The sequence below is a fragment of the Nocardioides luteus genome, assembly GCF_015752315.1.
Classification (GTDB): Bacteria; Actinomycetota; Actinomycetes; order Propionibacteriales; family Nocardioidaceae; genus Nocardioides.
The window spans coordinates 3,619,727-3,641,870 of sequence record NZ_JADOVJ010000001.1 but is presented as its reverse complement, the minus strand read 5'-3'; the positions used below and the strand labels follow the sequence as shown (position 1 = coordinate 3,641,870).

The 22,144-nt window shown below is 70.0% G+C and carries 23 protein-coding genes; 15 read left to right on the top strand and 8 right to left on the bottom strand.

The genetic code is table 11. The annotated features are described in order from the left end of the window. The first annotated feature begins 51 nt into the window (after positions 1-51). The 4 genes from HD557_RS17480 to HD557_RS17465 are packed head-to-tail and all read left to right on the top strand — an operon-like array spanning position 52 to position 4,161. Positions 52-417 carry a YraN family protein gene (locus tag HD557_RS17480; protein ID WP_008363314.1) on the top strand — a complete coding sequence of 122 codons (366 nt, stop codon included), beginning with the start codon at positions 52-54 and terminating at the stop codon, positions 415-417. After that, positions 417-2,000: a YifB family Mg chelatase-like AAA ATPase gene (locus HD557_RS17475; protein ID WP_231380346.1), complete on the top strand. Its 1,584-nt coding sequence runs from the start codon at positions 417-419 to the stop codon at positions 1,998-2,000. The genes HD557_RS17480 and HD557_RS17475 overlap by 1 nt, the downstream gene beginning before the upstream one ends. Further along, positions 1,997-3,169 carry a DNA-processing protein DprA gene (gene dprA, locus HD557_RS17470; protein WP_231380345.1) on the top strand — a complete coding sequence of 391 codons (1,173 nt, stop codon included), beginning with the start codon at positions 1,997-1,999 and terminating at the stop codon, positions 3,167-3,169. The genes HD557_RS17475 and dprA overlap by 4 nt, the downstream gene beginning before the upstream one ends. A 29-nt stretch (positions 3,170-3,198) precedes the next feature. Next, positions 3,199-4,161 (top strand): tyrosine recombinase XerC, encoded by a 963-nt coding sequence (locus tag HD557_RS17465; RefSeq protein ID WP_196874788.1) that lies wholly within the window; start codon positions 3,199-3,201, stop codon positions 4,159-4,161. A gap of 156 nt (positions 4,162-4,317) precedes the next feature. Here the strand turns inward: HD557_RS17465 and HD557_RS17460 are convergent, their stop codons facing one another. Then, positions 4,318-4,941: a peptidoglycan DD-metalloendopeptidase family protein gene (locus HD557_RS17460; protein ID WP_196874787.1), complete on the bottom strand. Its 624-nt coding sequence runs from the start codon at positions 4,939-4,941 to the stop codon at positions 4,318-4,320. A 423-nt stretch (positions 4,942-5,364) separates the two neighbouring features. On the opposite strand from HD557_RS17460, the gene rpsB reads away from it, so the two are divergent. The 8 genes from rpsB to rlmN all read left to right on the top strand — a co-directional run bounded on the left by rpsB (position 5,365) and on the right by rlmN (position 11,852). Further along, the gene (gene rpsB / locus HD557_RS17455; RefSeq protein WP_008363303.1) at positions 5,365-6,228 is read left to right on the top strand and encodes a 30S ribosomal protein S2; all 864 of its coding nucleotides are present in this window, start codon (positions 5,365-5,367) and stop codon (positions 6,226-6,228) included. 49 nt (positions 6,229-6,277) lie between these two features. Further along, entirely contained in the window at positions 6,278-7,087 is an 810-nt protein-coding gene (gene tsf / locus HD557_RS17450) for a translation elongation factor Ts (protein ID WP_008363301.1), read from the top strand. A gap of 167 nt (positions 7,088-7,254) precedes the next feature. Continuing rightward, positions 7,255-7,968: a UMP kinase gene (pyrH, locus tag HD557_RS17445; protein ID WP_008363298.1), complete on the top strand. Its 714-nt coding sequence runs from the start codon at positions 7,255-7,257 to the stop codon at positions 7,966-7,968. 63 nt (positions 7,969-8,031) lie between these two features. Next, positions 8,032-8,586, top strand: coding sequence for a ribosome recycling factor (gene frr, locus HD557_RS17440; protein WP_196876463.1), 555 nt, complete (start codon positions 8,032-8,034; stop codon positions 8,584-8,586). Between the two features lie 131 nt (positions 8,587-8,717). Continuing rightward, positions 8,718-9,620, top strand: coding sequence for a phosphatidate cytidylyltransferase (locus HD557_RS17435; RefSeq protein ID WP_196874786.1), 903 nt, complete (start codon positions 8,718-8,720; stop codon positions 9,618-9,620). Between the two features lie 14 nt (positions 9,621-9,634). Further along, a complete protein-coding gene (locus HD557_RS17430) occupies positions 9,635-10,138 on the top strand; it encodes a histidine phosphatase family protein (RefSeq protein WP_196874785.1) in 504 nt (167 codons plus the stop codon). A 75-nt stretch (positions 10,139-10,213) separates the two neighbouring features. Next, positions 10,214-10,612: a hypothetical protein gene (locus tag HD557_RS17425; protein ID WP_008363290.1), complete on the top strand. Its 399-nt coding sequence runs from the start codon at positions 10,214-10,216 to the stop codon at positions 10,610-10,612. Positions 10,613-10,733: 121 nt separating this feature from the next. Next, entirely contained in the window at positions 10,734-11,852 is a 1,119-nt protein-coding gene (gene rlmN, locus HD557_RS17420; RefSeq protein WP_196876462.1) for a 23S rRNA (adenine(2503)-C(2))-methyltransferase RlmN, read from the top strand. Positions 11,853-11,900: 48 nt separating this feature from the next. Here the strand turns inward: rlmN and HD557_RS17415 are convergent, their stop codons facing one another. Next, positions 11,901-12,335, bottom strand: coding sequence for a hypothetical protein (locus HD557_RS17415; protein ID WP_196874784.1), 435 nt, complete (start codon positions 12,333-12,335; stop codon positions 11,901-11,903). Between the two features lie 202 nt (positions 12,336-12,537). Here HD557_RS17415 and HD557_RS17410 point away from each other — a divergent pair, with 202 nt between their 5' ends. After that, complete coding sequence (locus HD557_RS17410; protein WP_231380344.1) at positions 12,538-13,698, top strand: glycosyltransferase family 4 protein; 1,161 nt, start codon at positions 12,538-12,540, stop codon at positions 13,696-13,698. On the opposite strand, the gene HD557_RS17405 is transcribed toward HD557_RS17410, so the two are convergent. Next, positions 13,673-14,785, bottom strand: coding sequence for an LOG family protein (locus HD557_RS17405; RefSeq protein ID WP_008363279.1), 1,113 nt, complete (start codon positions 14,783-14,785; stop codon positions 13,673-13,675). The genes HD557_RS17410 and HD557_RS17405 overlap by 26 nt on opposite strands. 18 nt (positions 14,786-14,803) lie before the next feature. Further along, positions 14,804-15,682, bottom strand: coding sequence for an oxidoreductase (locus HD557_RS17400; RefSeq protein WP_196874783.1), 879 nt, complete (start codon positions 15,680-15,682; stop codon positions 14,804-14,806). A gap of 71 nt (positions 15,683-15,753) precedes the next feature. Between HD557_RS17400 and HD557_RS17395 the strand changes: the two genes are divergently transcribed. Beyond that, positions 15,754-16,347, top strand: a complete 594-nt coding sequence (locus HD557_RS17395; protein ID WP_008363274.1) for a TetR/AcrR family transcriptional regulator — start codon at positions 15,754-15,756, stop codon at positions 16,345-16,347. Here HD557_RS17395 and HD557_RS17390 read toward each other — a convergent pair. The 4 genes from HD557_RS17390 to HD557_RS17375 all read right to left on the bottom strand — a co-directional run bounded on the left by HD557_RS17390 (position 16,344) and on the right by HD557_RS17375 (position 20,627). Beyond that, complete coding sequence (locus HD557_RS17390) at positions 16,344-17,231, bottom strand: serine protein kinase RIO (protein WP_196874782.1); 888 nt, start codon at positions 17,229-17,231, stop codon at positions 16,344-16,346. The genes HD557_RS17395 and HD557_RS17390 overlap by 4 nt on opposite strands. 162 nt (positions 17,232-17,393) lie before the next feature. Further along, a complete protein-coding gene (locus HD557_RS17385; protein ID WP_196874781.1) occupies positions 17,394-18,701 on the bottom strand; it encodes an outer membrane protein assembly factor BamB family protein in 1,308 nt (435 codons plus the stop codon). Between the two features lie 76 nt (positions 18,702-18,777). Further along, on the bottom strand, positions 18,778-20,157 hold the full coding sequence (locus HD557_RS17380) for an NAD(P)/FAD-dependent oxidoreductase (protein WP_196874780.1): 1,380 nt from the start codon (positions 20,155-20,157) through the stop codon (positions 18,778-18,780). Further along, positions 20,154-20,627: an Lrp/AsnC family transcriptional regulator gene (locus HD557_RS17375; RefSeq protein ID WP_008363265.1), complete on the bottom strand. Its 474-nt coding sequence runs from the start codon at positions 20,625-20,627 to the stop codon at positions 20,154-20,156. The genes HD557_RS17380 and HD557_RS17375 overlap by 4 nt, the downstream gene beginning before the upstream one ends. 124 nt (positions 20,628-20,751) lie before the next feature. On the opposite strand from HD557_RS17375, the gene HD557_RS17370 reads away from it, so the two are divergent. After that, positions 20,752-22,140, top strand: a complete 1,389-nt coding sequence (locus HD557_RS17370) for an NAD(P)/FAD-dependent oxidoreductase (protein ID WP_307785653.1) — start codon at positions 20,752-20,754, stop codon at positions 22,138-22,140. Positions 22,141-22,144 lie beyond the last annotated feature (4 nt).

The window sequence follows — 22,144 nt, the reverse complement described above, 5'->3', positions numbered from 1 at the left end:
CGGTGCTCGCGATGAGTCTGGACCTCGAAGCCGAAGGGCAGGAGGTCCACGATGAGTTCAACGGCACCGGCGCGGATCGCGCTGGGAAACTACGGCGAAGCGGTCGCCGAGAGGCATCTGGTCGAGGCGGGCATGACGCTGCTCGACCGCAACTGGCGGTGCGACGACGGAGAGATCGACCTGGTCCTCCGCGAGGGCGACACCCTGGTCGTCTGCGAGGTGAAGACCCGCAGCCATGACGGCTGCGGCACCCCGCACGAGGCGGTCGACAAGACGAAGCTCGACCGGCTGAAGAGGCTGGCGATCACCTGGCTGCAGCAGCACGACGTGCGGGCTCCGGGGATCCGGATCGACCTCGTCGCGGTGATGCATGCGCCCCGCGGATCGGCGCTGGTCGAGCACGTCAGGGGTCTGTGATGGGATACGCACGAGCTCATGGCGTCGCGCTCCGCGGCGCGGTCGGTCACCTCGTCGACGTGCAGGCCGATGTCTCGCCCGGGCTGGTGGGCGTAACGCTGGTCGGCCGCGCCGACAGTGTGCTGGCCGAGGGGCGCGACCGGGTGCGGATGGCGATCATCAACTCCGACCTCGACTGGCCGGCGACCAAGCGGATCACCGTGCTGCTCTCGCCGGCCGACCTGCGCAAAGGCGGCTCGCACTACGACCTGGCGATGGCGTTGGCGATCCTCGCGGCCGGCGGCGAGATCGAGACGATCGGGCTGGAAGGTACGGTCTTCATCGGCGAGCTCGCGCTGGACGGCGGGCTGCGGCCGACCTCCGGGGTGCTCCCGATGGTGCTCGCCGCCTCTCACGCCGGGATCGCCCGGGTGGTGGTCCCGGAGCCGCAGGTGGCCGAGGCGCGGATGGTGCCGGGGATGGAGATCCTCGGGTTCCGCTCTCTCGGCCAGGTGGTCGCAGAGCTGCGCGGTGAGCCGGTGCCCGACGCGCCGCCGGTGGCTACCGGCACCGGCGGCAGCCTGCTCGGCTGGCGGGGCGACCGGAGGCTGGACGACATGGACATGTCCGACCTCCGTGGCATGCCCGAGACCCGTTACGCCGTCGAGGTCGCCGCTGCCGGCGGACACCACCTGCTGCTCAAGGGACCCAAGGGATGCGGGAAGACGTCGATCGCCGAGCGGATCCCGACGATCCTGCCCGACCTGTCCCGCGAGGAGTCCCTCGAGGTGATGGCGGTGCAGTCCCTGGCCGGGGTGCTCGACGTCGACCGGGGCCTGCTGGTCCGGCCGCCCTTCTCGGCTCCGCACCACGACGCCTCGAAACCCGGCATCGTCGGCGGCGGCAGTGGCCGGGTCCGCCCGGGCCAGGTCTCGCTCTCCCATGCGGGGGTTCTCTTCCTCGACGAGTTCCCGTTGTTCAAGAGCGATGTCATCGAGTGCCTGCGCGAGCCGCTGGAGAGCGGCGACATCACCGTGTCCCGCGGGGAGGAGTCGGTGACCCTCCCGGCGCGGGCGCTCGTCGTGCTCGCCGCCAACCCGTGCCCGTGCGGGAACTTCGACGCCTCGGTCACCAAGGACGGCTGCATCTGCCGGTCCAACGAGCGCCAGGCCTACGACCGCAAGGTCTCCGGACCGATCACCGACCGCATCGACATCATCCGCACGCTGCGGCCGATGTCCGAGCAGAACCACGATCCCTGGGGATCGGAGACCAGTGCCGACATCCGTGAACGGGTCACCGCCGCCAGGCGCCGCCAGCGCGAGCGCTACGCCGACTTCGGGTGGCGGCTCAACGGACAGGCCAGCGGGATCGCGCTGCGCGATCACTGGCCGCTGCCACCGGCGGCCGAGGCGCTCATCGACTCGCGAATCTTCTCCGGTGCCCTGACCCGTCGCGGCGCGGTGCGCGTGCACCGCCTCGCATGGACGGTGGCCGACCTCGCCGGGGTCGACTGGCCGGGCGTCACCGAGACCGAGACGGCGCTCGCGCTGCGCGGCGGTGGCTCGCTCACCGTCTCGGCGTTCGAGGGGAGGTCCGCATGACCGCCGCACCCGTCGCCCCGACCATCACCGACCTCGAGCGCGAGCGTCTGGCCAGGATCGCGCTGACCCAGCTGATCGAGCCCGGCCACCCGCTGCTCGACACCTGCATGGTGGGATCCACCGCGACCGACGTCTACCGGCGCTTCGCCGAGGAGGATCCAGAGCTCGGTGACGACGGGCTCGAGGCGAGGCTGCGGCTGTCCCAGATCCACCCCGACCGCGATCTGGAGCGGGCGACCAACGCCGGCTTCCGCTACGTCATCCCCGGCGACGAGGAGTGGCCGACCCAGGTCGAGCGGCTCGCCGGGCTGGAGCCGCTCCAGCACCGCACCGGCACGCCACTGGGCCTGTGGGTCCGGGGACCGCTCCTGCTCAGCGATCTCGACCGCTCGGTCGCAGTCGTCGGGTCTCGGGACGCGACCGCCTACGGGGCCGACGCCGCAGCGCGGATCGCCGCGGACCTCGCGGTCAACGACTTCGTGACCGTCTCGGGGGCCGCCGTCGGCATCGACGCCGCCGCACACCGAGGCGCGCTCACCGGTCCGCCGGGGAGCACCGTCGCGGTGCTCGCGGGCGGTGTCGACGTTCCCTACCCGCTGCGCAACCGACGTCTGCTGGATGCGATCGCCGAGAGCGGCGCGGTGATCTCCGAGATCGCGCCCGGGTTCCCGGTCACTCGCTATCGATTCCTCTCCCGCAACCGGATCATCGCCGCCCTCGCCCGGGGCACCGTCGTCGTCGAGGCGGCGGCACGCAGCGGCTCCCTCAACACCTCCCACTGGGCCTACAGCATCAACACCCCCGTGATGGCGGTGCCCGGTCAGGTCGGGGCGATGACCTCGGTCGGCACCCACGAGCTCGTACGCAGCGGCAGAGGTGTCCTCGTGACCGACGGTCTCGACGTACGCGAACTCGTCGGCGACATGGGTGAAGCCCTCCCGGTCGAACCCCGCGGCCCCGTCCGCCGGCGTGACGCCCTCACCTCCGTCGAGAAGCAGGTCCTCGACGCCGTCCCGGTGAGCAGCCCGTCCTCACAGCTCGACATCGCGAGGTCGGCCTGCCTGCACCCGAAGACCGCCGGCACCGCCCTGTCCCGACTCGAGGCGCTCGGCCTCGCCGAGCGGTTCCCCGAGGGGTGGCAGCTGGCCCCGGGCGCGGCTCGCACCTGACCCGAACGTCAAGAACTATCCTGGCTCGGGTGAGCGCTGATCCGGAGGCAGAGGCGGAGGGCGGGTCCGCGGACGCGGAGCTCTCCGAGGCCTACGCCGCGCTCCTGGGCGACTACGAACGACACCTGAGCGCCGAGCGCGGCCTGTCCGACCACACGGTCCGGGCCTACCTGGGCGACATCCGCAGTCTGCTCGATCACGCCGGCCGCATGGGCCGCACCGATCCGGAGGCGATCGACCTGCGCACGCTGCGCAGCTGGCTGGCCAAGCAGCAGACGACCGGCCACTCGCGTACGACGCTGGCCCGGAGGGCCACCGCGGCCCGCGTCTTCTGCGGTTGGCTCGTTCGGACCGGCCGGGCGCAGGTCGACGCCGGCGCCGCACTCGGCTCACCCAAGGCGCATCGCACCCTTCCGCCCGTACTGCGCCCCGACGAGGTCGAGTCCCTCATCGCCGCCGCGATCGCGGCCGCCGAGGACGGCACCGCGGTCGGGATGCGCGACATCGCGGTGCTGGAGATGCTCTACGCGACCGGCTCCCGGGTCGGCGAGCTCGTCGGCCTCGACCTGGACGACGTCGACTACGAGCGCCGCGTCGTTCGTGTGCTCGGCAAGGGCCGCAAGGAGCGGATGGTGCCCTTCGGTGGCCCCGCGGCGCGGGCACTGGACCGCTGGATCGTCCGAGGCCGCCCTCAGCTGGTCACCGAGCACTCCGGTCCCGCCCTGTTCCTCGGGGCACGTGGCGGCCGCCTCGACCAGCGCGCCGTACGCACCCTCGTCCACCGCCGCCTCACCGATGTCCCCGGCGCCCCCGACCTCGGTCCCCACGGACTGCGCCACAGCACCGCCACCCACCTCCTCGAGGGTGGCGCCGACCTCCGCTCGGTCCAAGAGCTCCTCGGCCACGCCAGCCTCGCGACCACCCAGATCTACACCCACGTCAGCAGCGACCGGCTCCGCAAGGCCTACCGCCAGGCCCACCCCCGCGCCTGACCTGCCGAGGCGTCAGCCGCGTCGGCCGAGACGTCAGAAATGGCGGCCGAGATTGCAGAAATGGCGCCCGAGAAGTGAGTTGTGGGCGACGAAACTCGAGTTTCGTCGCCCACAACTCACTTCTCGGCCGCCACAACTACCGATTCGCGAGCGCGTCTACCGGACCGGGTCGCCGCGCCAGAGGGGGAGGAGCCTGACCGGACGTGGTGCGTCGACGAGCAGCAGCGGGTCGAGGTAGACGTCGTCGGCGTTGCGGATCCAGCCCCAGTGCAGACAGGCGGCGGGGAAGCAGTGGGAGCCGGCGATGCCGAGCCGGCCGAGAGGAGCACCGGCCGCGACCGGGTCACCTTCGGCGACGGTCGCGACCACCGGCTCATAGGTGGTCCGGGTGGCGCCGTGGTCGACGCTCACGACCGGCTTGCCCGCGATCACCCCGACGAACCCGACGGTCCCGGCCATCGCGGAGCGAACGACCGCGCCGGGGGAGCCGGCCAGGTCCACGCCGCGATGCCCGGCACCCCACGGAGCGTCCGGCGGGTCGAAGCGACGGACCACCTCCGGCCGGGGAGCCAGCGGCCATTCGCCCTGAGGGACCTCGTCAGGGCCTCCGACCGGACTCGGACCCTCGTCGAGACCCCCAGCCCCACCCAGCGAGGCGCCGGACGGCGCCACCTCGGCACGTGGCGATGCGAGGGCTGGGTCTGCTGGGGCGATGAGGACGACGAGGAACAGGGCCGCGACGAGGGCGCGGGCCCGGTCGGAGAGGCAGAACGAGGTCATGACGAGCAGACAACCCCGGATCGAGGACCCGTACAACGAGCTGCGTACGTCCTGTGGATAACCCCGTCCCGAGATACCCCTGTGGACACCGACCGGCCCGTGAAGGAGTCGGCGGCGCGGGATTGGCTTGGGACCCCCGTCGGCGGCTAGTCTTGGACCGGCAGCCCCCTGTGGGCTGACTTCGCACGCCAGCAGACCGCGACGGTGCCTCGCTCCGAGACGCCGGTCGCCCGCGGGCGCGGCCCTCAGTCCCGAGCATCCCGCTCAGGTCGGACCGCGTGCAGACGTCAGGGCCCATCACCACCGATGGGCGCGAAACTGAAAACCGACCGGCTCGCGCCAACACCCGCCCGACCTCGAGAAACGCAAGGTCGAGCCACCAGCGGTGCACACGCGGGCCACCACCTAGGAGAAAAAAACATCATGGCAGTCGTGACCATGCGCCAGCTCCTCGAGAGCGGCGTCCACTTCGGACACCAGACCCGTCGCTGGAACCCGAAGATGAAGCGGTTCATCCTCACGGACCGCAACGGCATCTACATCATCGACCTGCAGCAGTCGCTGGCCTACATCGACCGCAGCTACGCCTTCATCAAGGAGACCGTGGCCAAGGGCGGCACGATCATGTTCGTGGGCACCAAGAAGCAGGCCCAGGAGGCCATCGCCGAGCAGGCGACGCGCGTCGGGATGCCCTACGTCAACCAGCGCTGGCTGGGCGGCATGCTCACCAACTTCCAGACCGTGCACCAGCGGATCAACCGCCTCAAGGAGCTCGACGAGGTCAACTTCGACGACGTCGCCGGCTCGGGCCGCACGAAGAAGGAGCTCCTGCAGATGAAGCGGGAGCGCGACAAGCTCGAGAAGACCCTGGGCGGCATCCGCGAGATGGGTCGCACCCCGTCCGCCGTGTGGATCGTCGACACCAAGAAGGAGCACCTCGCCGTCGAGGAGGCGCGCAAGCTCCGGATCCCGATCGTCGGCATCCTGGACACCAACTGCGACCCCGACGAGGTCGACTTCCCGATCCCGGGCAACGACGACGCCATCCGCGCGGTCGGCCTGCTGACCCGCGTGGTCGCCGACGCCGTCGCCGAGGGCCTCATCGCCCGCTCCGGTGGCAAGACCGAGGGCACCGAGGGCGCCACCGCCGAGGAGCCCCTGGCCGAGTGGGAGCGCGAGCTTCTCGCGACCCCGGCCGCCGAGGAGGCCAAGGTCGAGGAGACCCCGGCTGCCGAGGCCGCCGAGGAGACCCCCGCCGAGACCCCCGAGGCCCCGGCCGAGGCCTGAGCCTCATCGTCCACTTAAGAGCCACATAACAAGTCAGAGGAAGACACACATGGCTTACACCGCTGCCGACGTCAAGAAGCTCCGTGAGCTGACCCAGGCCGGCATGATGGACTGCAAGAAGGCGCTCGACGAGGCTGACGGCAACTTCGACAAGGCTGTCGAGATCCTTCGCGTCAAGGGCACGGCCAAGGCCGCCGCCCGCGCCGCGGAGCGCACCACCTCGGCCGGCCTCGTCGCCGCCTCGGGCAACGCGCTGGTCAGCCTCCTCTCGGAGACCGACTTCGTCGCCAAGAACGAGGGCTTCGTCGCTGCTGCTCAGCAGATCGCCGACGCCGCCAACGCCAACAAGATCAACGACCTCGAGGCCCTCAAGGCCGTCTCGCTCGGCGACAAGACCGTCGGTGAGACCGTCGAGGAGCTCGCCCGCACCATCGGCGAGAAGATCGAGCTCGGCCAGGTCGCCTACTTCGAGGGTGAGACCACGGTCTACCTGCACAAGAAGGCCTCCGACCTGCCGCCGAGCCTCGGCGTCCTGGTCGCCTACGAGGGCGACGAGGCGGCTGCCAAGCAGGCCGCCCAGCAGGCTGCCGCGCTCAAGGCGCAGTACCTCACCTCCGACGAGGTCCCGGCCGACGTGGTCGAGGCCGAGAAGGACGTCCTCACCAAGAAGACGCTTGAGGAGGGCAAGCCCGAGGCTGCCGTCGCCAAGATCGTCGAGGGTCGGATCAAGGCGTTCTTCAAGGAGATCGTCCTGCTCGACCAGGAGTCGGTCTTCGAGTCGAAGAAGTCCGTCAAGCAGGTCCTCGACGCCGCCAACACGCAGGTGAAGCAGTTCGCCCGCTTCGACGTCGGCGCCTGAACCGAGCCTGATCCCCGCGCCGCGAGGCGTGATCAGTTAGGTTAAGCAGCAACGTACGACGAAAGGGCCGGTCCGATGAACCGAATGGTGATCATCGGACCGGCCCTTTCGCACGCCATCCCCACCTGCACCACCCCGCACGACGTCGCCCGAGGAAAGGCCACGGCATGACCCGCTACCAGCGCATCCTGATCAAGCTGTCCGGAGAGAACTTCGGCGGTGGCGAGGTCGGCGTCGACCCCATCGTGGTCGCCTCGATCGCCAAGGAGATCGCCGCCGTCGCCGCCTCCGGCGTGCAGATCGCGATCGTCGTCGGTGGCGGCAACTTCTTCCGCGGCGCCGAGCTGCAGCAGGCCGGCATGGACCGGTCCCGCGCCGACTACATGGGCATGCTCGGCACGGTCATGAACTGCCTCGCGCTGCAGGACTTCCTCGAGAAGGAGGGCGTCGACACCCGGGTGCAGACCGCGATCACGATGGGCCAGGTCGCCGAGCCCTACATCCCGCGCAAGGCCATGCGCCACCTCGAGAAGGGTCGGGTCGTGATCTTCGGCGCCGGCTCCGGGATGCCCTTCTTCTCCACCGACACCGTCGCCGCCCAGCGGGCCCTGGAGGTCCACGCCGAGGTCGTCCTGATGGCCAAGAACGGCGTCGACGGCATCTACACCGCCGACCCGAAGAAGGACCCGACGGCGACGAAGTACGATGAGCTCACCTTCGGCGAGGCGCTGCAGAAGCAGCTCAAGATCGCCGACGCCACCGCGTTCGCCCTCTGCATGGAGAACAAGATGCCGATCGTGGTCTACGGCGCGGAGGACGAGGGCGCGATCTACCGCATCGTCCAGGGTGAGAAGATCGGTACGCTCGTCACCGCCGGCTGAGCGGCGCGAGCCACACGCCACCCCACACCCACAACACTTTCGAGCGCACAGGAGCATCTGGTGATCAACGACATCCTCAACGAGGCCGACAGCAAGATGGCGAAGTCGGTGGACTCAACGCGTGAGGACTTCGCCACCATCCGCGCCGGCCGGGCCACCCCGCAGATGTTCAACAAGATCCTGGTCGACTACTACGGCACCCCGACGCCGATCCAGCAGCTCGCCTCCTTCACCAGCCCCGAGCCGCGGATCATCAACATCGCCCCGTTCGACATCGGCGCGATGGCCAACGTCGAGAAGGCGATCCGCGACTCCGACCTCGGCGTCAACCCGTCCAACGACGGCAAGATCCTGCGCGCGGTCTTCCCCGAGCTGACCGAGGAGCGCCGCAAGGAATACATCAAGCTCGCCAAGGAGAAGGCCGAGCAGGGTCGCGTCTCGGTGCGCCAGGTGCGCCAGAAGGCCAAGCAGGGTCTGGAGAAGCTGGAGAAGGACGGCGAGGCGAGCAAGGACGACGTCACCGGCGCCGAGAAGCGCCTCGACAGCCTCACCAAGAAGCACACCGACGCGATCGACGATCTGCTCAAGTCCAAGGAAGCCGAGCTGCTCGAGGTCTGAGCCTGTTGCCCTGCGACGAAGTCGCAGGGCAACAACGCGAAGAGATCGAGCGAGCGAAGCGGGTCGAGATCTACCCGTACGCGGTCGAGTTCCACGAGCGATTCGGACCGCGACCAGATAAGGACCTGAGCATGAAGGAATCCCTTGTGAGCCAGACGCCGCCGTCGCCGTCAGCTTCCGAGCCACCGAAGAAGGACTACGGCCGCGCCGGCCGCAACCTGCCCGCGGCGATCGGCTCCGCCGTCGTCCTGCTGGTGGCCATCGCGCTCAGCCTGATGTTCGTGAAGACGGCGTTCATGCTGATCGTCGTCGCCGCGGTCGTGGCCGCGACCTGGGAGCTCCACCGAGGCCTGATGGCCAAGGACATGGACGTTCCCGAGCAGCCGCTGATGATCGGCGGCACGGTGATGGTCCTGGTCGCCTACTTCCTGGGTGCCGACGCGCTGGTCACGGCCACGGCGGTCACCGCCCTGGTGATCATGCTGTGGGTGCTGCGTCGTGGGGTCGACGGCTACGTGCGTACGTCGGCGGCAGCCGTCCTCACCCTGTTCTACCTGCCGTTCCTGGGATCCTTCGTCGCCCTCATGCTCGGCGAGGGCGGCGGCTGGACCTCGGGCGGCCTCTCGGACGACGGCGTACGCGGCATCATCGTCTGGGTCCTGCTCACGATCATGTCCGACATCGGTGGCTACGTCGCCGGGGTCCTCTTCGGCAGGCACCCGATGGCGCCGGTGATCTCCCCGAAGAAGTCCTGGGAGGGCTTCATCGGCTCGGTGGTCTTCACCGTCGCGACCGGCGTCGGCCTGGTCGTGTGGCTGCTCGACGGGTCCTGGTGGGTCGGTGTCGCGCTCGGCGTGGTCGCCTGCGTGATGGCCGTCCTCGGCGACCTGGTCGAGTCGGTGATCAAGCGCGACCTCGGCATCAAGGACATGAGCCAGATCATCCCCGGCCACGGCGGCCTGATGGACCGCCTCGACTCGCTCCTGGCGACCGTCGCCCCGGTCTGGCTGATCCTCCACTACGCGGTTTTCTGAGGGCGCGTCTTCTGATGCTCCATCTCGTACGCCACGGCCGACCCGTCCAGGTCCGCGGCGTCGCCGCGGAGCACTGGGAGCTCGACCCGGCCGGGTTCGACGACGTCTGGGCCCTGCGTGACCGCCTCCCGGCCGGTGCCGCGTGGTACTCCTCGCCCGAGCCCAAGGCGCAACAGACCGCCCAGCTGCTCACCGATGGTGAGGTCGGCGTGGTCGACGCGCTGCGTGAGCACCGCCGTGGTGCGGCCTGGGTCGATGACTTCGACGCCACGGTCGAGCGTGCCTTCCCGGAGCCGACCGTGCCTGCGTACGACGGCTGGGAGCCGCTCGAGGAGTGTTGGGCCCGCGTGACCAAAGCCGTGTCCGGGATCCTCTCGGCCCACGCCGGCGAGGACGTCGTGCTCGTCGGTCACGGCACCGCATGGACTCTCGTGGCGAGCGAGCTCACCGGCGCGGCCCCGGATCTCGCCCGGTGGCGAGACCTCGGCCTCCCCGACGTGATCACCGTCGACGCCTGACCGCGGATTCCCCGAGTTCGCCACGGCAGCGATTCTTTACCAAAGACAGGCTGGGTTCGGCGCTACGGTTGAAGGGTGACCCAGCGTCCCGCGGACCTCGACGTGGACCCCGATCCAGACGTCGAGGCTGATCACGGCCCGGAGGAGGAGTCCTCGGGGTCCGGTGGGCTGTGGGCGTGGCTCCACGACTCGCACCCGACCGTGGCAGCCCTGGTCGGGTTCTATCTCGGCCTGGCGTACGCGATCCTGGTGCCCGGCACCTGGGGCGCCCTCCTGGCATGGATGGTCGGGCAGGAGCGGGCCGAAGAGCTGTTTCCCTGGGTGGCACTGACCCTGCTCGTGCCGCTGGCCCTGCTCGTCCCGCGCAAGACCCGCCGCCTGGCCCAGTTCGTCTGGCTGGGAATCATCCTGACCGTGCTGGTCGTGGTCGGCGTCGGCGCGCTGGTGTTCTGGATCCTGCTCAAGACGGGCTGAGCGGGCCGGCCGGATCGAGGTTTCGCCGTACGCCGCACCCCGGTGGGACACTGGAGGCGTGACCGAGCCCGACCCCGTGACCGTACCTGCCCCGCACAGCCCCGAGGCAGAGGCCGCCGCGATGGAGGGGCGTCGCCTGCCGTTGGTGATGGCGCCGCCCAAGGGTCGCGGAAAGCCGCCGCGCCACCTGGCCGACCTCGACCTGGCCGGCCGCCAGGACGCGGCGAAGGAGGCCGGGCTGCCGGGCTTCCGCGCCAAGCAGCTCTCGGTGCACTACTTCGAGCGGCTGGTCGACGACCCGGCCAAGATGACCGATCTTCCGGCAAATCAGCGCGAAGAGCTCGTCAACACGTTCCTGCCCGACCTGATGGCGCCGATCCGTCAGCAGGAGGCCGACAAGGGCACCACCCGCAAGACCCTGTGGAAGCTCTTCGACGGTGCCCTGGTCGAGTCGGTGCTGATGCGCTACACCGACCGCGCCACCGTCTGCATCTCCTCCCAGGCCGGCTGTGGCATGGCCTGCCCGTTCTGCGCCACAGGCCAGGGCGGCCTCGAGCGCAACATGTCGACCGCCGAGATCGTCCACCAGGTCGTCGTCGCGGCCCGGCAGATGGCCAGCGGCGAGATCCCCGGCGGCCCCGGCCGCCTCTCCAACGTGGTCTTCATGGGCATGGGGGAGCCGATGGCCAACTACAAGGCGCTCATGGGTGCCGTACGCCGCCTCACCTCGCCCGCGCCCGAGGGCCTCGGCCTCTCAGCCCGCCACGTGACCGTCTCGACCGTCGGCCTCGTGCCCCGGATCAAGCAGCTCACCGAGGAGGGCATCCCGGTCACCCTCGCCCTCTCGCTGCACGCCCCCGACGACGAGCTGCGCAACGAGCTGGTCCCGATCAACACCCGCTTCTCGGTCGCCGAGACCGTCGAGGCCGCCTGGAACTACGCCCGCGTCACGAAGCGCCGCGTCTCCATCGAGTACGCGATGATGCGCGGCATCAACGACCAGGCCTGGCGCGCCGACCTCCTCGCCGACGTCCTGAACGGCTACGGCGACTGGGGCTGGGTCCACGTCAACCTGATCCCGCTCAACCCGACCCCTGGCTCGAAGTGGACCGCCTCCGACCCGGCCGACGAGCGTGAGTTCGTACGCCGCCTCGAGGCCAAGGGCATCTCCACCACTGTCCGCGACACCCGCGGCCGCGAGATCGACGGCGCCTGCGGCCAGCTCGCCGCCGCCGAGTAACCGCTTGGGCCGTGTCCTCGCGCTACGAGGACGACACGACCGACCGGCTCAAGCCCCTGGCTCGGGCTGGCGCTCGTGGCCGTGCCGGCCCTGGGTGCGGCGGGCTTCCTTCATCTCCGACTCGTAGAGGTGTCGCTTGCCCTCGACGAGAGTGTCGCGTGCCTCCTTCTCGAGCCGCTTGAAGGTGGCGTAGTAGCCGTCGTCGTACTCCTCGACGATCTGGAACGTCCACCTGCCGTCGAGCACGTTGCGTCCGACGAGCTCGCGCTCGAAGGTGTCCGCCAGGTCGGTGTGGCCGGCCTCGCGCAGCTGCTGGACACCTTTGCCGAGGGTGAGGTCGGCCGTGCCGGTGATGCGATGCAGCGCGTACAGATGGCCGCGGGCGATCTCGATCGCTTCGAGTGCCTCACTGATCGTGCCGAGCGCCTCGACGGTGAGGTCGTCGACGCCTTCGGGCCGGATGTGCTCCTCATCGGTGGTCATGCCGCGATCGTGGCAAGACGAGCGGGCCGGCGGCAACCCAGCGGGGGTGCGGTGACGGATCTCTGAGAGTCACGCAACGTTTCCGCTGATGACACCGGCCGGACTATCTGTCGTCCGGCACGGAGTTCTGGCCACGGTAGGTTCACCGACCTGTCAACCAAGTCGGGGATCACGTTGCCGGAGGACGCTCACGATCAGAAACATGAGCATCAGCCTCGATCGGGTCCCGATGGTCGCCGCCAACTCGGAGCCGCTCCGTGTCCTCATCGTCACGGAGTCGTTCCTGCCGCAGGTCAACGGGGTGACGAACTCCGTACGCCGCGTCCTGGAGCATCTCGCGGTCGACGGTCACACCGTCGAGGTCGTGGCCCCCACCGGGCCGACCGAGTACGCCGGGTTCCCGGTGACCCGCACCCGGGGCGCGACGTTCTGGGTCTACAAGGACTTCCGCGTCGGTCTCGAGACGCGGCGCAAGCTGCGCGCGGTGATGCGCCGGTTCGCCCCCGACGTCGTCCACGTCGCCTCGCCCGCGCTGCTCGGGCGGCAGGCGGTGCTGGTGGCCAAGGAGCTCGGCATCCCGAGCGTGGCGATCTACCAGACCGACCTGGTGGGCTTCTGGGACAAGTACAAGGCCGTCGGCGGGCCCCAGGCCGCCGCGATGCTCACCCGGCAGGCGCACTCGGCCGCCGACCGCACCCTGGCACCGAGCTCCTCGGCCCTCACCCAGCTCGAGGGCCTCGGCGTGCAGCGCACCGGCCTGTGGCCGCGCGGTGTCGACGTCGAGCTGTTCCACCCCAGCCGCGTCGACCACGACCTGCGCGCCCAGCTCGCGCCCAACGGCGAGACGATCGTCGGGTACGTCGGCCGCCTGGCCCAGGAGAAGGAGCTGCATCTGCTGACCGCGCTGGCGCACAACCCGGCGTACAGGGTCGTGCTCGTGGGCGGTGGTCCCCAGGAGCGTGAGCTGCGCCAGTTGCTCCCGGAGGCGACCTTCCTGGGCGTGCTGCAGGGGGAGGAGCTGGGGGCTGCGTACGCCTCGCTCGACGTGTTCGTGCACACCGGCTCCCACGAGACCTTCTGCCAGGCGGTCCAGGAGGCGCTCGCCTCCGGCGTCCCGGTGGTGGCGCCGCGCTCCGGCGGGCCGCTGGACCTGGTCGCCGAGGGCGTGACCGGGTTCTTCTACGAGCCCGGCAGCCGCGACGACCTCGGCTCCCAGGTCGCGCTGCTCCACAACGACCCGCAGCTGCGGCTGCGGATGGGACGCGAGGCCCGCAAGAGCGTCGCGCACAAGTCCTGGGGTGCGGTCAACGCAGCCCTCGTCGACCACTACCGCGACGTCATCCGGTCACGCCAGCTGCGATGACCTCGAGGACCTCCTCGGCGGTGTCGACGAGGTGGACGTGGTGCTCCATCGCCCGGCCCCGGGCGAGTGCCTGCAGGAGCGGCCAGACCGGCAGCTCCTCGGTCCAGTAGCGCCGTCCGACCAGCACCATCGGAGCGACCGCGCTGGTGTCGGCGTAGTAGTTCTCGCACGCGTCCTGGAAGACCTCCTGCACCGTCCCGCCGGCGCCCGGCAGGAAGACGATCCCGCCGTCGCAGACCTCCAGGAGCACCGCCTCGCGGGTGGCGTTGCGGAAGTACTTCGCGATCGCGCCGGCGAACACGTTGGGCGGCTCGTGGCCGTAGTGCCACGTCGGGATCCCCAGCGACCGCGCGGGCCTGCCCTCGACCCGGTTGCGTACGCCGAGGGCCACCTGCGCCCAGGCCCCGATCGAGGGCCGGAACGACGGCACGGCGGCGAGAGACTCGAGCGCGTCCTCCAGGGCCGTCTTCGGTGCCCCGGCGAGGAAGGCGCCGAGATTGGCGGCCTCCATGGCCCCGGGGCCGCCGCCGGTGGCGACCACGTGGCGGCTCGCCAGGTGCTGGGCCAGGCGGGCGGCGGTCGCGTAGCCCTCCTCGCCGCGCTGCAGCGCGTGCCCGCCCATCATGCCGACGATCCGCGTCCCTTCGTCCCGCCGAGCGCGCACCCACGCCTCGAGCGCGGCGTCGATCGCGTGGTCGTGGAGGGTGATCGCGAGCTCGTCGTCGGCGTCGAGCGGCTGCTGCAGCCAGGCGTACGCCTTCGCGTCCAGGCTCCGCGCGTAGACCGGGTCGTCGTAGAGCTCCTCGGGGGTGTAGAGCCGGGAGCGGTAGACGTCCACCGGTGCCTCCGGGATCACCGGCATCACCAGCGCGCCCTCGTCCTCGGCGTAGTCGACGTCCCCGGGTGCGAAGGTGCATCCGAGGAACGTCGCCCCGGCGAGCTCGGTCTCACGCAGCGTGCCGGAGCGCGAGGTCAGATCCAGCGCCCGCAGCCGCCATCCCTTCAGGCTGCCCGCGCCGGCCGCCAGGTGCCCATCGAGCTCCGCGACCGACTCGATGTCGACATGGCGTCCCCGGTGATGCTTCATACCGAGAAATCTACCGACTCACAGTGGCCAGGAGAATCCGGTGAGCTTCTCGGACTCGGTCCACAGCTTGCGGGCGAGGTCGGGGTCGGAGGCCACCGCGGTGCGGCCGACGAGGGTCGGGCTGCCGCGATACTCGCCGAGCCCGTCGGGCCCGACGTAGCTTGCCGGCGGAAGGTCCTGGCTGGCCGCGTACAGGGTCGGGAGCGCGCCGGCCTCCGCGGACTGGGCGACGATCCGGTTGCCGAGCGCCATGAGGGCGTGCTTGACGGGGTTGCCGGTGTGGCTCTGCAGGTTGGTCGCGGAGTAGCCCGGGTGTGCGGCGTACGCTCGGAGTCCGGTGCCTTCCAGGCGTCGCTGCAGCTCGAGGGTGAAGAGCAGGTTGGAGATCTTCGACTGCCCGTAGGCCCTCTCCGGCTGGTAGTCGCGCCGCTCCCAGTTGAGGTCGTCGAGGTCGAAGCCACCCCAGCGGTGGGCCGAGGAGGCGACGGTCACGACGCGGTCGGTGAGGTGGGGGAGCAGCAGGTTGGTGAGCGCGAAGTGCCCCAGGTGGTTGGTGGCGAATTGGCTCTCGTAGCCGTCGGTCGTGAGCCGCTTCGGCACCATCATGATCCCGGCGTTGTTGATGAGTACGTCGATCTCGCCCTCCCACTCCTCGGCGAAGCGCCGCACCGAGCCCAGGTCAGCCAGGTCGAGCGAGCGCACCTCGACGCCGCCACCGATCGTGGCGGCCACCTCCTCGCCGGCGGCGACGTTGCGTACGGCCAGGACGACCCTGGCGCCCTTCGCGCCCAGCTCGGTGGCGACGACGCGGCCCAAGCCGCTGGTTGCGCCGGTGACGATCACGGTGCGGCCATCGAAGGACGGCAGCCGGGTGGAAGTCCACTTCTGTTCGGTCATGACACCAATCTAGGCGATGCCAAGAATCTTGACAACGTCTAGACTGGTGAAATCTCGATAAGGTGTGCCTGATGACCGAGACGATGACCCGCTACCACCATGGCGACCTGCGTGCCGCGGTGCTCCGCCGCGCCGAGGAGGTGCTGCGCGAGTCGGGCACCGACGCGCTCTCGCTACGCGGCATCGCCCGCGATCTGGGCGTGAGCCATGCCGCGCCGAGTGCTCACTTCCGCGACAAGAACGCGCTCTTCGACGCGCTCGCGGTCGCCGGATTCCGGCGGCTGGCCGAGGTGATGAACGCCGCTCTGGCGGTTCGTGGCTCGCTGACCGACGACCTGGTGGCGTTCGCCTCGGCCTATCTCGACTTCGCCACCGACAACCCGGCACTGCTCTCGGTGATGTTCGCGCGCAAGCACACCGAGACCGCTGGCGCCGAGATCGCCGAGGCGATCGCCGCCGCCTTCGCCCGGCCCACCGCCGTGCTCACCGACGCCCAGGCCCGTGGTGAGGTCGTCGACGGTGACCCCGAGGTCATCGGGGTCACCGTCCTGGCCGCGCTCCAGGGTCTGGCCACCTTTGTCGGGTCCGGCTTCGTGCCCCCCGAGCAGTCGCAGGAGATGGTGCGCGACGTCGTCGAGACCCTGATGCGCGGACTGGCCCGTTAGAAGGCGTGCGCCATCAGGTCGGCGTAGACCTCCTGCTCGTCGACCTCCAGGCCTCGGGCCTGGAACCACTTCGCGACGTTGGTGATGTCGCGCAGCAGGAAGTCGAAACCGAGCGGGTTGCCGACCAGGTCGATGATCTGGGGAAGATCGATGATCACCAGCCGGTCCTGCTGGGCCAGGATGTTGTAGGGCGAGAGGTCACCGTGGACCAGTCCCGCCTGCACCATCGTGGCCAGCGCGTCGACGAGCCCGTCCCACCACATCTCCAGGACGTGGCGCTCCGGGCGGGTCTGGGCGAGACGCGGCGCCGTCTCCAGCTCCCCGTTGCCGTCGTCGACCGCGATCCACTCCATCAGGATCTCGGTCCCGTCGATCTGCACCGGATAGGGGACCGGGAGGCCGAGGTTCCAGCAGCGTACGAGCGCGTTCCACTCGGCGTTGGCCCACTCGGCCTTGGCGACCTCGCGGCCGAAGGTCGAGTTCTTCTTCAGCGCGCGCTCGTCGCGGGAGCGCTTGACCGAACGGCCCTCGGTGTAGCTCGCGGCCCGGTGGAAGGTGCGGTGGTCGGTGTCGCGGTAGCGCTTGGCGACCATCAGCGCCTCCTGCTCCGGATAGAGCGGGTCCGCCCGCACGATCAGGAAGGCGTCGGCCTCCTTGCCGGTCTTGAGAATGCCGAGCTCGGTGTCGATGGCGCCCTGAGAGGTCACCACCCAGTCCGGGCGCGGCTCCGGTCCACGGGAGAGCGGCTCCACGGAGAGCCAGGTGGACCAGCGCTGTCCGTCCTCGAGGTCGTCGTAGGCCTGGAAGTCGAAGACGAAATTGGGGTCGATCCCTGCCAGAGAGTCGGATACGGCGGGATCAGCGGAGATGTTCTCCTGAGTCACTTCGGGTGCTCCTGATACGAGAGATGTGGTCTGTGGGCAGGCACAGGACAACGACAGTCATCGGTCTGCTCCTCTCGATCAGTGCGCCTCGTGGACGAGAACGCCGGTCGCGGTCCATGGTGGAGGACCGCGACCGGCGTACGCAACAGGTTTATCCGGTCCCTACCCGGCGACCAGCCAGATGTCGTCGTCCCCGAGGACCAGGACACGTCCGTCCTCCAGTCCGAGGGAGGAGACTCCGTACGGCGCCGCGAGCTCGGCCGACTCCTCCCCGGAGGTGGCATCGAGATAGGTGTGCGTGTAGGCCGGGACGTCGCGCCCGATGGCGAGCGTGGCCAACGCCTGGGGGCCGTTCCCGTATCGGTCGATGACCGGTCCACTCACCTCGACGCCCGGGTAGATCTTCTTCGCCTCGTCCAGCGCGTCATGAGAGGTCCGCGACAGCTTCTGGCTCCACAGTCTCTTCCCGGTCGTGGGGGAGTACGCGGCGATCTGGTCGGTCAGGGTGAGCACGATGGCATCCGGGGTGGGCGAGAGCTGGGTCCTGTCCTCCTCCGAGGTCGGCCCGGTCTTGATCCGGAAGCTCGTGGCTCGCCGGCCTTCGAGGTCCGCGGTGACGACGTCGTAGGCGTCACCCGACGGGTTGGTGACGTAGATCCGGTCGGTGAAGACTTCCACCTTCGGGTATCCGAGATCGGGGCACGGAGTCGACGTGGTCCATGCCCGTTTGCCCGCTCGGGTGGCGGTGAAGTGACAGGTCCCGTCCTTGCGGGACATCCCGACGAGCAGGTCGCCGACCTGGGCGGCGACGTCGTCCGTGACTTCGACAGCGGGACCGAACGGCTCGCCGTCGCGCACCTGGAAGGCCGCACGCTTCTTCGGGTCGATGCCGGTCGCGATCGTCGGGACTCGCCGGACGGACGGGTGGTCCTCGAAGGTGTCGACGCCGATGAGCGCGGGCGTCCAGAGATCGGTCGATCCGCGGGAGTCGCGTGATGTCACTCGACCGGAGACGTCGAACTGAGCGGCGACGCACCGGCTCTCCTCCGAGCAGGCGATTGCGTCGAGCGTGCCGTCGCGGCTGATGGCGATGGGCAGGTACAGATCGTCCATGGTCAGGTGCCAGAGGTCTTCGCCGTCCCGGTCGTACATCGCGATGCTCTCGTTGCCGACGACCGCGACGTGGCCGCCGTCGCCGACGTACGCCCACGCGCCGTCCTGATACTCCTCGGCGACCTCCTTCCCGGACTCGAGGTCACGAATCGTCAACAGGTCGTTGTCGTAGGTGTAGATCCGATCGCGTACGACGACCGCTTCATCGCCGCTGTCCTCGGCTGCCACGTGCCAGACCACGTCGCCGGAGACCAGGTCGTGGGCGCGCCAGTGTCCGATCCCGACGAGCAGTGCGCCGACGCAGACCAGCACGCCGACAGAGACGAGCGCCTTCTTGGCGCCGGACGAGACAGCCATGACTTCCCCCGAGATCCTCGTGCGACAGCCGCAGCGTAATGCCTGAGCACGGGGGAACGGCGAAGGGCGCGGGACGTCAGTGGCCGCCGACGAGCGGGGCGACGGCCCGGGCGACCAGTGAGCCCTTGCCGGTGGCGGTCTCCGCCACGTCGGCCACGGTCATGGCACGCAGCCCGGCGTTGACGCCGAGCCACCTCAGCGGCTCCGGCTCCCAGCGCGGGGAGACGTGGCCGACCCAGGGGAGGGCGGTGAGGTCGGAGTCGGTGCCGACGATCAGGTCCCGCAGCGTACGGCCGGCGAGGTTGGTGGTCGCGACGCCGTCACCGACGTAGCCGCCGGCGTGGGCGATCCCGCTGGCCGGGTCATAGCCGACCGAGGCGTGCCAGTCGCGCGGGATGCCGAGGACGCCGCCCCATCGGTGGGTGATCTTGTGGCCGCGTACGGCCGGGAACAGCTCGACCAGGGTCTCCTGCAGGCGACGGTGGGTGCGCAGGTCGGCGGAGTCCGCGTGGGTGATCTTCGACCCGAAGGAGTACGGAGCGCCGCGCCCGCCGAAGACGAGCCGGTCGTCTGCGGTGCGCTGCCCGTAGATCAGCAGGTGGCGGCCGTCGGAGAACGTCTCGCGCTCCTCCAGCCCGATGCTCGCCCAGACCAGGTCGGTGAGCGGCTCGGTGGCGATGATGAGGGAGCGCACCGGGATGACCTCGCGCTCGAGACCGGCCAGCGTCGGGGTGTAGCCCTCGGTGGCGCGTACGACAACGTCGGCCGAGACCACGTCACGTTCGGTCCGCACGACGTGCGGCTCGATCGAGGTGACCCGGGTCTGCTCGTAGATCGTGACCCCGCGGGCCTCGACGGCGCGGGCCAGGCCGCGGACGAGCTTGGCCGGGTGGATCGCGGCGCAGTCGGGGGTGTAGGTGGCGCCGAGGGTGCCGGTCGCGGCGAGCCGCTTCTCGGCATCGGCCTGGTCGAGCAGGGAGAGCTCCGCCTCGCCCAGTCCCCAGGACCGGGCGTGCTCGACCTCGTGCCGGGCGCGCTCGAGCTGGGCGGGCGTACGGGCCACGACGACCGTGCCGCCCTTGGCGATGTCGGCCTCGATGCCTTCGGCCGCGGCGACCCGGATCACCTCGTCGACGGTCTCCCGCATCGCCCGGTCCTGGGCGAGCGCGGCCTCCCGGCTCGAGCCCGCCGCCACCTTGTCGAGCGAGGCGGGGAAGAGGGCCGAGCACCAGCCGCCGTTGCGGCCGGATGCCCCGAAACCGGCCACCTCGGCCTCGAGGATCGCGATCTTCAGGTCGGGCCTGGCCTCGGCCAGGTAGTAGGCCGTCCACAGGCCCGTGTAGCCCGCGCCCACGATCGCGACGTCGACCTCGAGGTCGCCCATCAGCGCGGGACGCGGCTCCCAGGAGTCGCCCGCGGTCTCGTGCCACAGGCTGATGCCGGAGTAGTTGTTCACCTCACGCCCCAGGCGTAGGTCTGCTTGTGCAGGTGGAGGTACATGAACGTCTCCGTGCTCACCACGCCCTCGATGGCGCGGATCTTGCTGGAGACGAGGTTGAGGAGGGCCTCGTCGCTCTCGGCCACGACCTCGACGAGGAGGTCGTAGGAGCCGGCGGTGATGACGATGTAGTCGACCTCGTCGAGCTTGCCGAGCTCGTCGGCGATGCCCTCGATCGGTCCGGAGGTGCGTACGCCGATCATGGCCTGCCGCGCGAAGCCGAGCTCGAGCGGGTCGGTGACCGCGACGACCTGCATGACGCCGCTGTCGACGAGGCGCTGCACGCGCTGGCGCACCGCGGCCTCGCTGAGGCCGACCTCCTTGCCGATGGCGGCGTAGCTGCGCCGGCCGTCCTGCTGGAGCTGCTCGATGATCAGCTTGTTGACCTCGTCGAGGTGAGCGCCCCCGTTGCGCTTGCGAGTGGTCATGGCGCCCAGTCAACCCGTTTGTCGTCGCCGGATGCAACGAAATCCGTCGTGTGTAACGAACAATTTCCATGATTCCGTACATTCTGTGTGGCTGAAGCCCTCGTGAGTTGTCATAGTGAGCCTCGTGAACCATGTGTCGCTGACCGATGCGAAGCCCGCCGTCTACTGGCTCGACGACCCCGCGAGACCCGCCCCGCTGCCGCCGCTGCTCGGGGTGGAGTCGGCCGACCTGGTGGTCGTCGGAGGCGGTTACTCGGGGCTGTGGACGGCGCTGCTGGCCCGGGAGCGGTTTCCATCGTGGTCGGTGATCGCGCTCGAGGCCGGCCGCTGCGGCGACCAGGCATCGGGACGCAACGGCGGCTTCGCGGAGGCGTCCTTGACCCACGGCTTCTGGAACGGCCTGGAGCGCTGGCCGGACGAGCTCGCGACCCTGGACCGGCTCGGCCAGCAGAACCTCGACGAGATGGCGGCCACCATCCAGGAGCACGGCATCGACTGCGACTGGCGGCTCACCGGGGCGTTGAACGTCGCGACCAGGCCGCACGAGGTCGACGACCTGGCCGAGTGGTCGGCCGCATTGACGGAGCACGGCATCAAGCACCGGCTGCTGGACCAGGCGGGGACGCGGGCCGAGCTCGACTCGCCGACCTACCTCGGCGGGCTGGAGGTGCTCGGCGACACGGCCACCGTCGAGCCCGCGCGGCTGGCCTGGGGACTGCGGCAGGCCTGCCTGGACGCCGGTGTGGTGATCCACGAGGGCTCCGCGGTCACCGGGCTCGGTCGCGACGGGGCCGGGATGCGGGTGTCGACTCTCACCGGGTCGGTGCGGGCCGGGCGGGTGGCCCTGGCCACCAACGCCTTCCCGCCGCTGCTGCGGCGACTGAAGATGATGACGGTGCCGGTCTACGACTACGTACTCATGACCGAGCCGCTCTCGTCGGCGCAGATGGACGCCATCGGCTGGGCCAACCGGCAGGGGGTCAGCGACTCCGCCAACCACTTCCACTACTACCGCCTGACCCGGGACAACCGGATCCTGTGGGGCGGCTACGACGCGGTCTATCACTTCGGCTCGAAGATCTCGCCGGAGCTGGAGACGGGCGCGACCCACGACAAGCTCGCGAGTCACTTCTTCGAGACGTTCCCGCAGCTCGAGGGGCTGCGCTTCACCCACCGCTGGGCCGGTGTCATCGACACCTGCACCCGTTTCTCGGCGTTCTTCGGGAAGGCGTACGCCGGCCGCGTCGCCTACGCGCTCGGCTACACCGGTCTCGGCGTCGGGGCCACCCGCTTCGGCGCCCAGGTGATGCTCGACCTGCTCAGCGGCGAGCAGACGGAACGTACGTCGCTGGAGATGGTGCGCTCCAAGCCGCTGCCGTTCCCGCCCGAGCCCGCCCGGTACGCCGGTATCTCGATGATGGTCCGCTCGCTCGGCAAGGCTGACGCCGAGGGCGGCCGTCGCGACCTGTTCCTGCGGACGATGGACCGGCTCGGGCTCGGCTTCGACTCCTGAACCG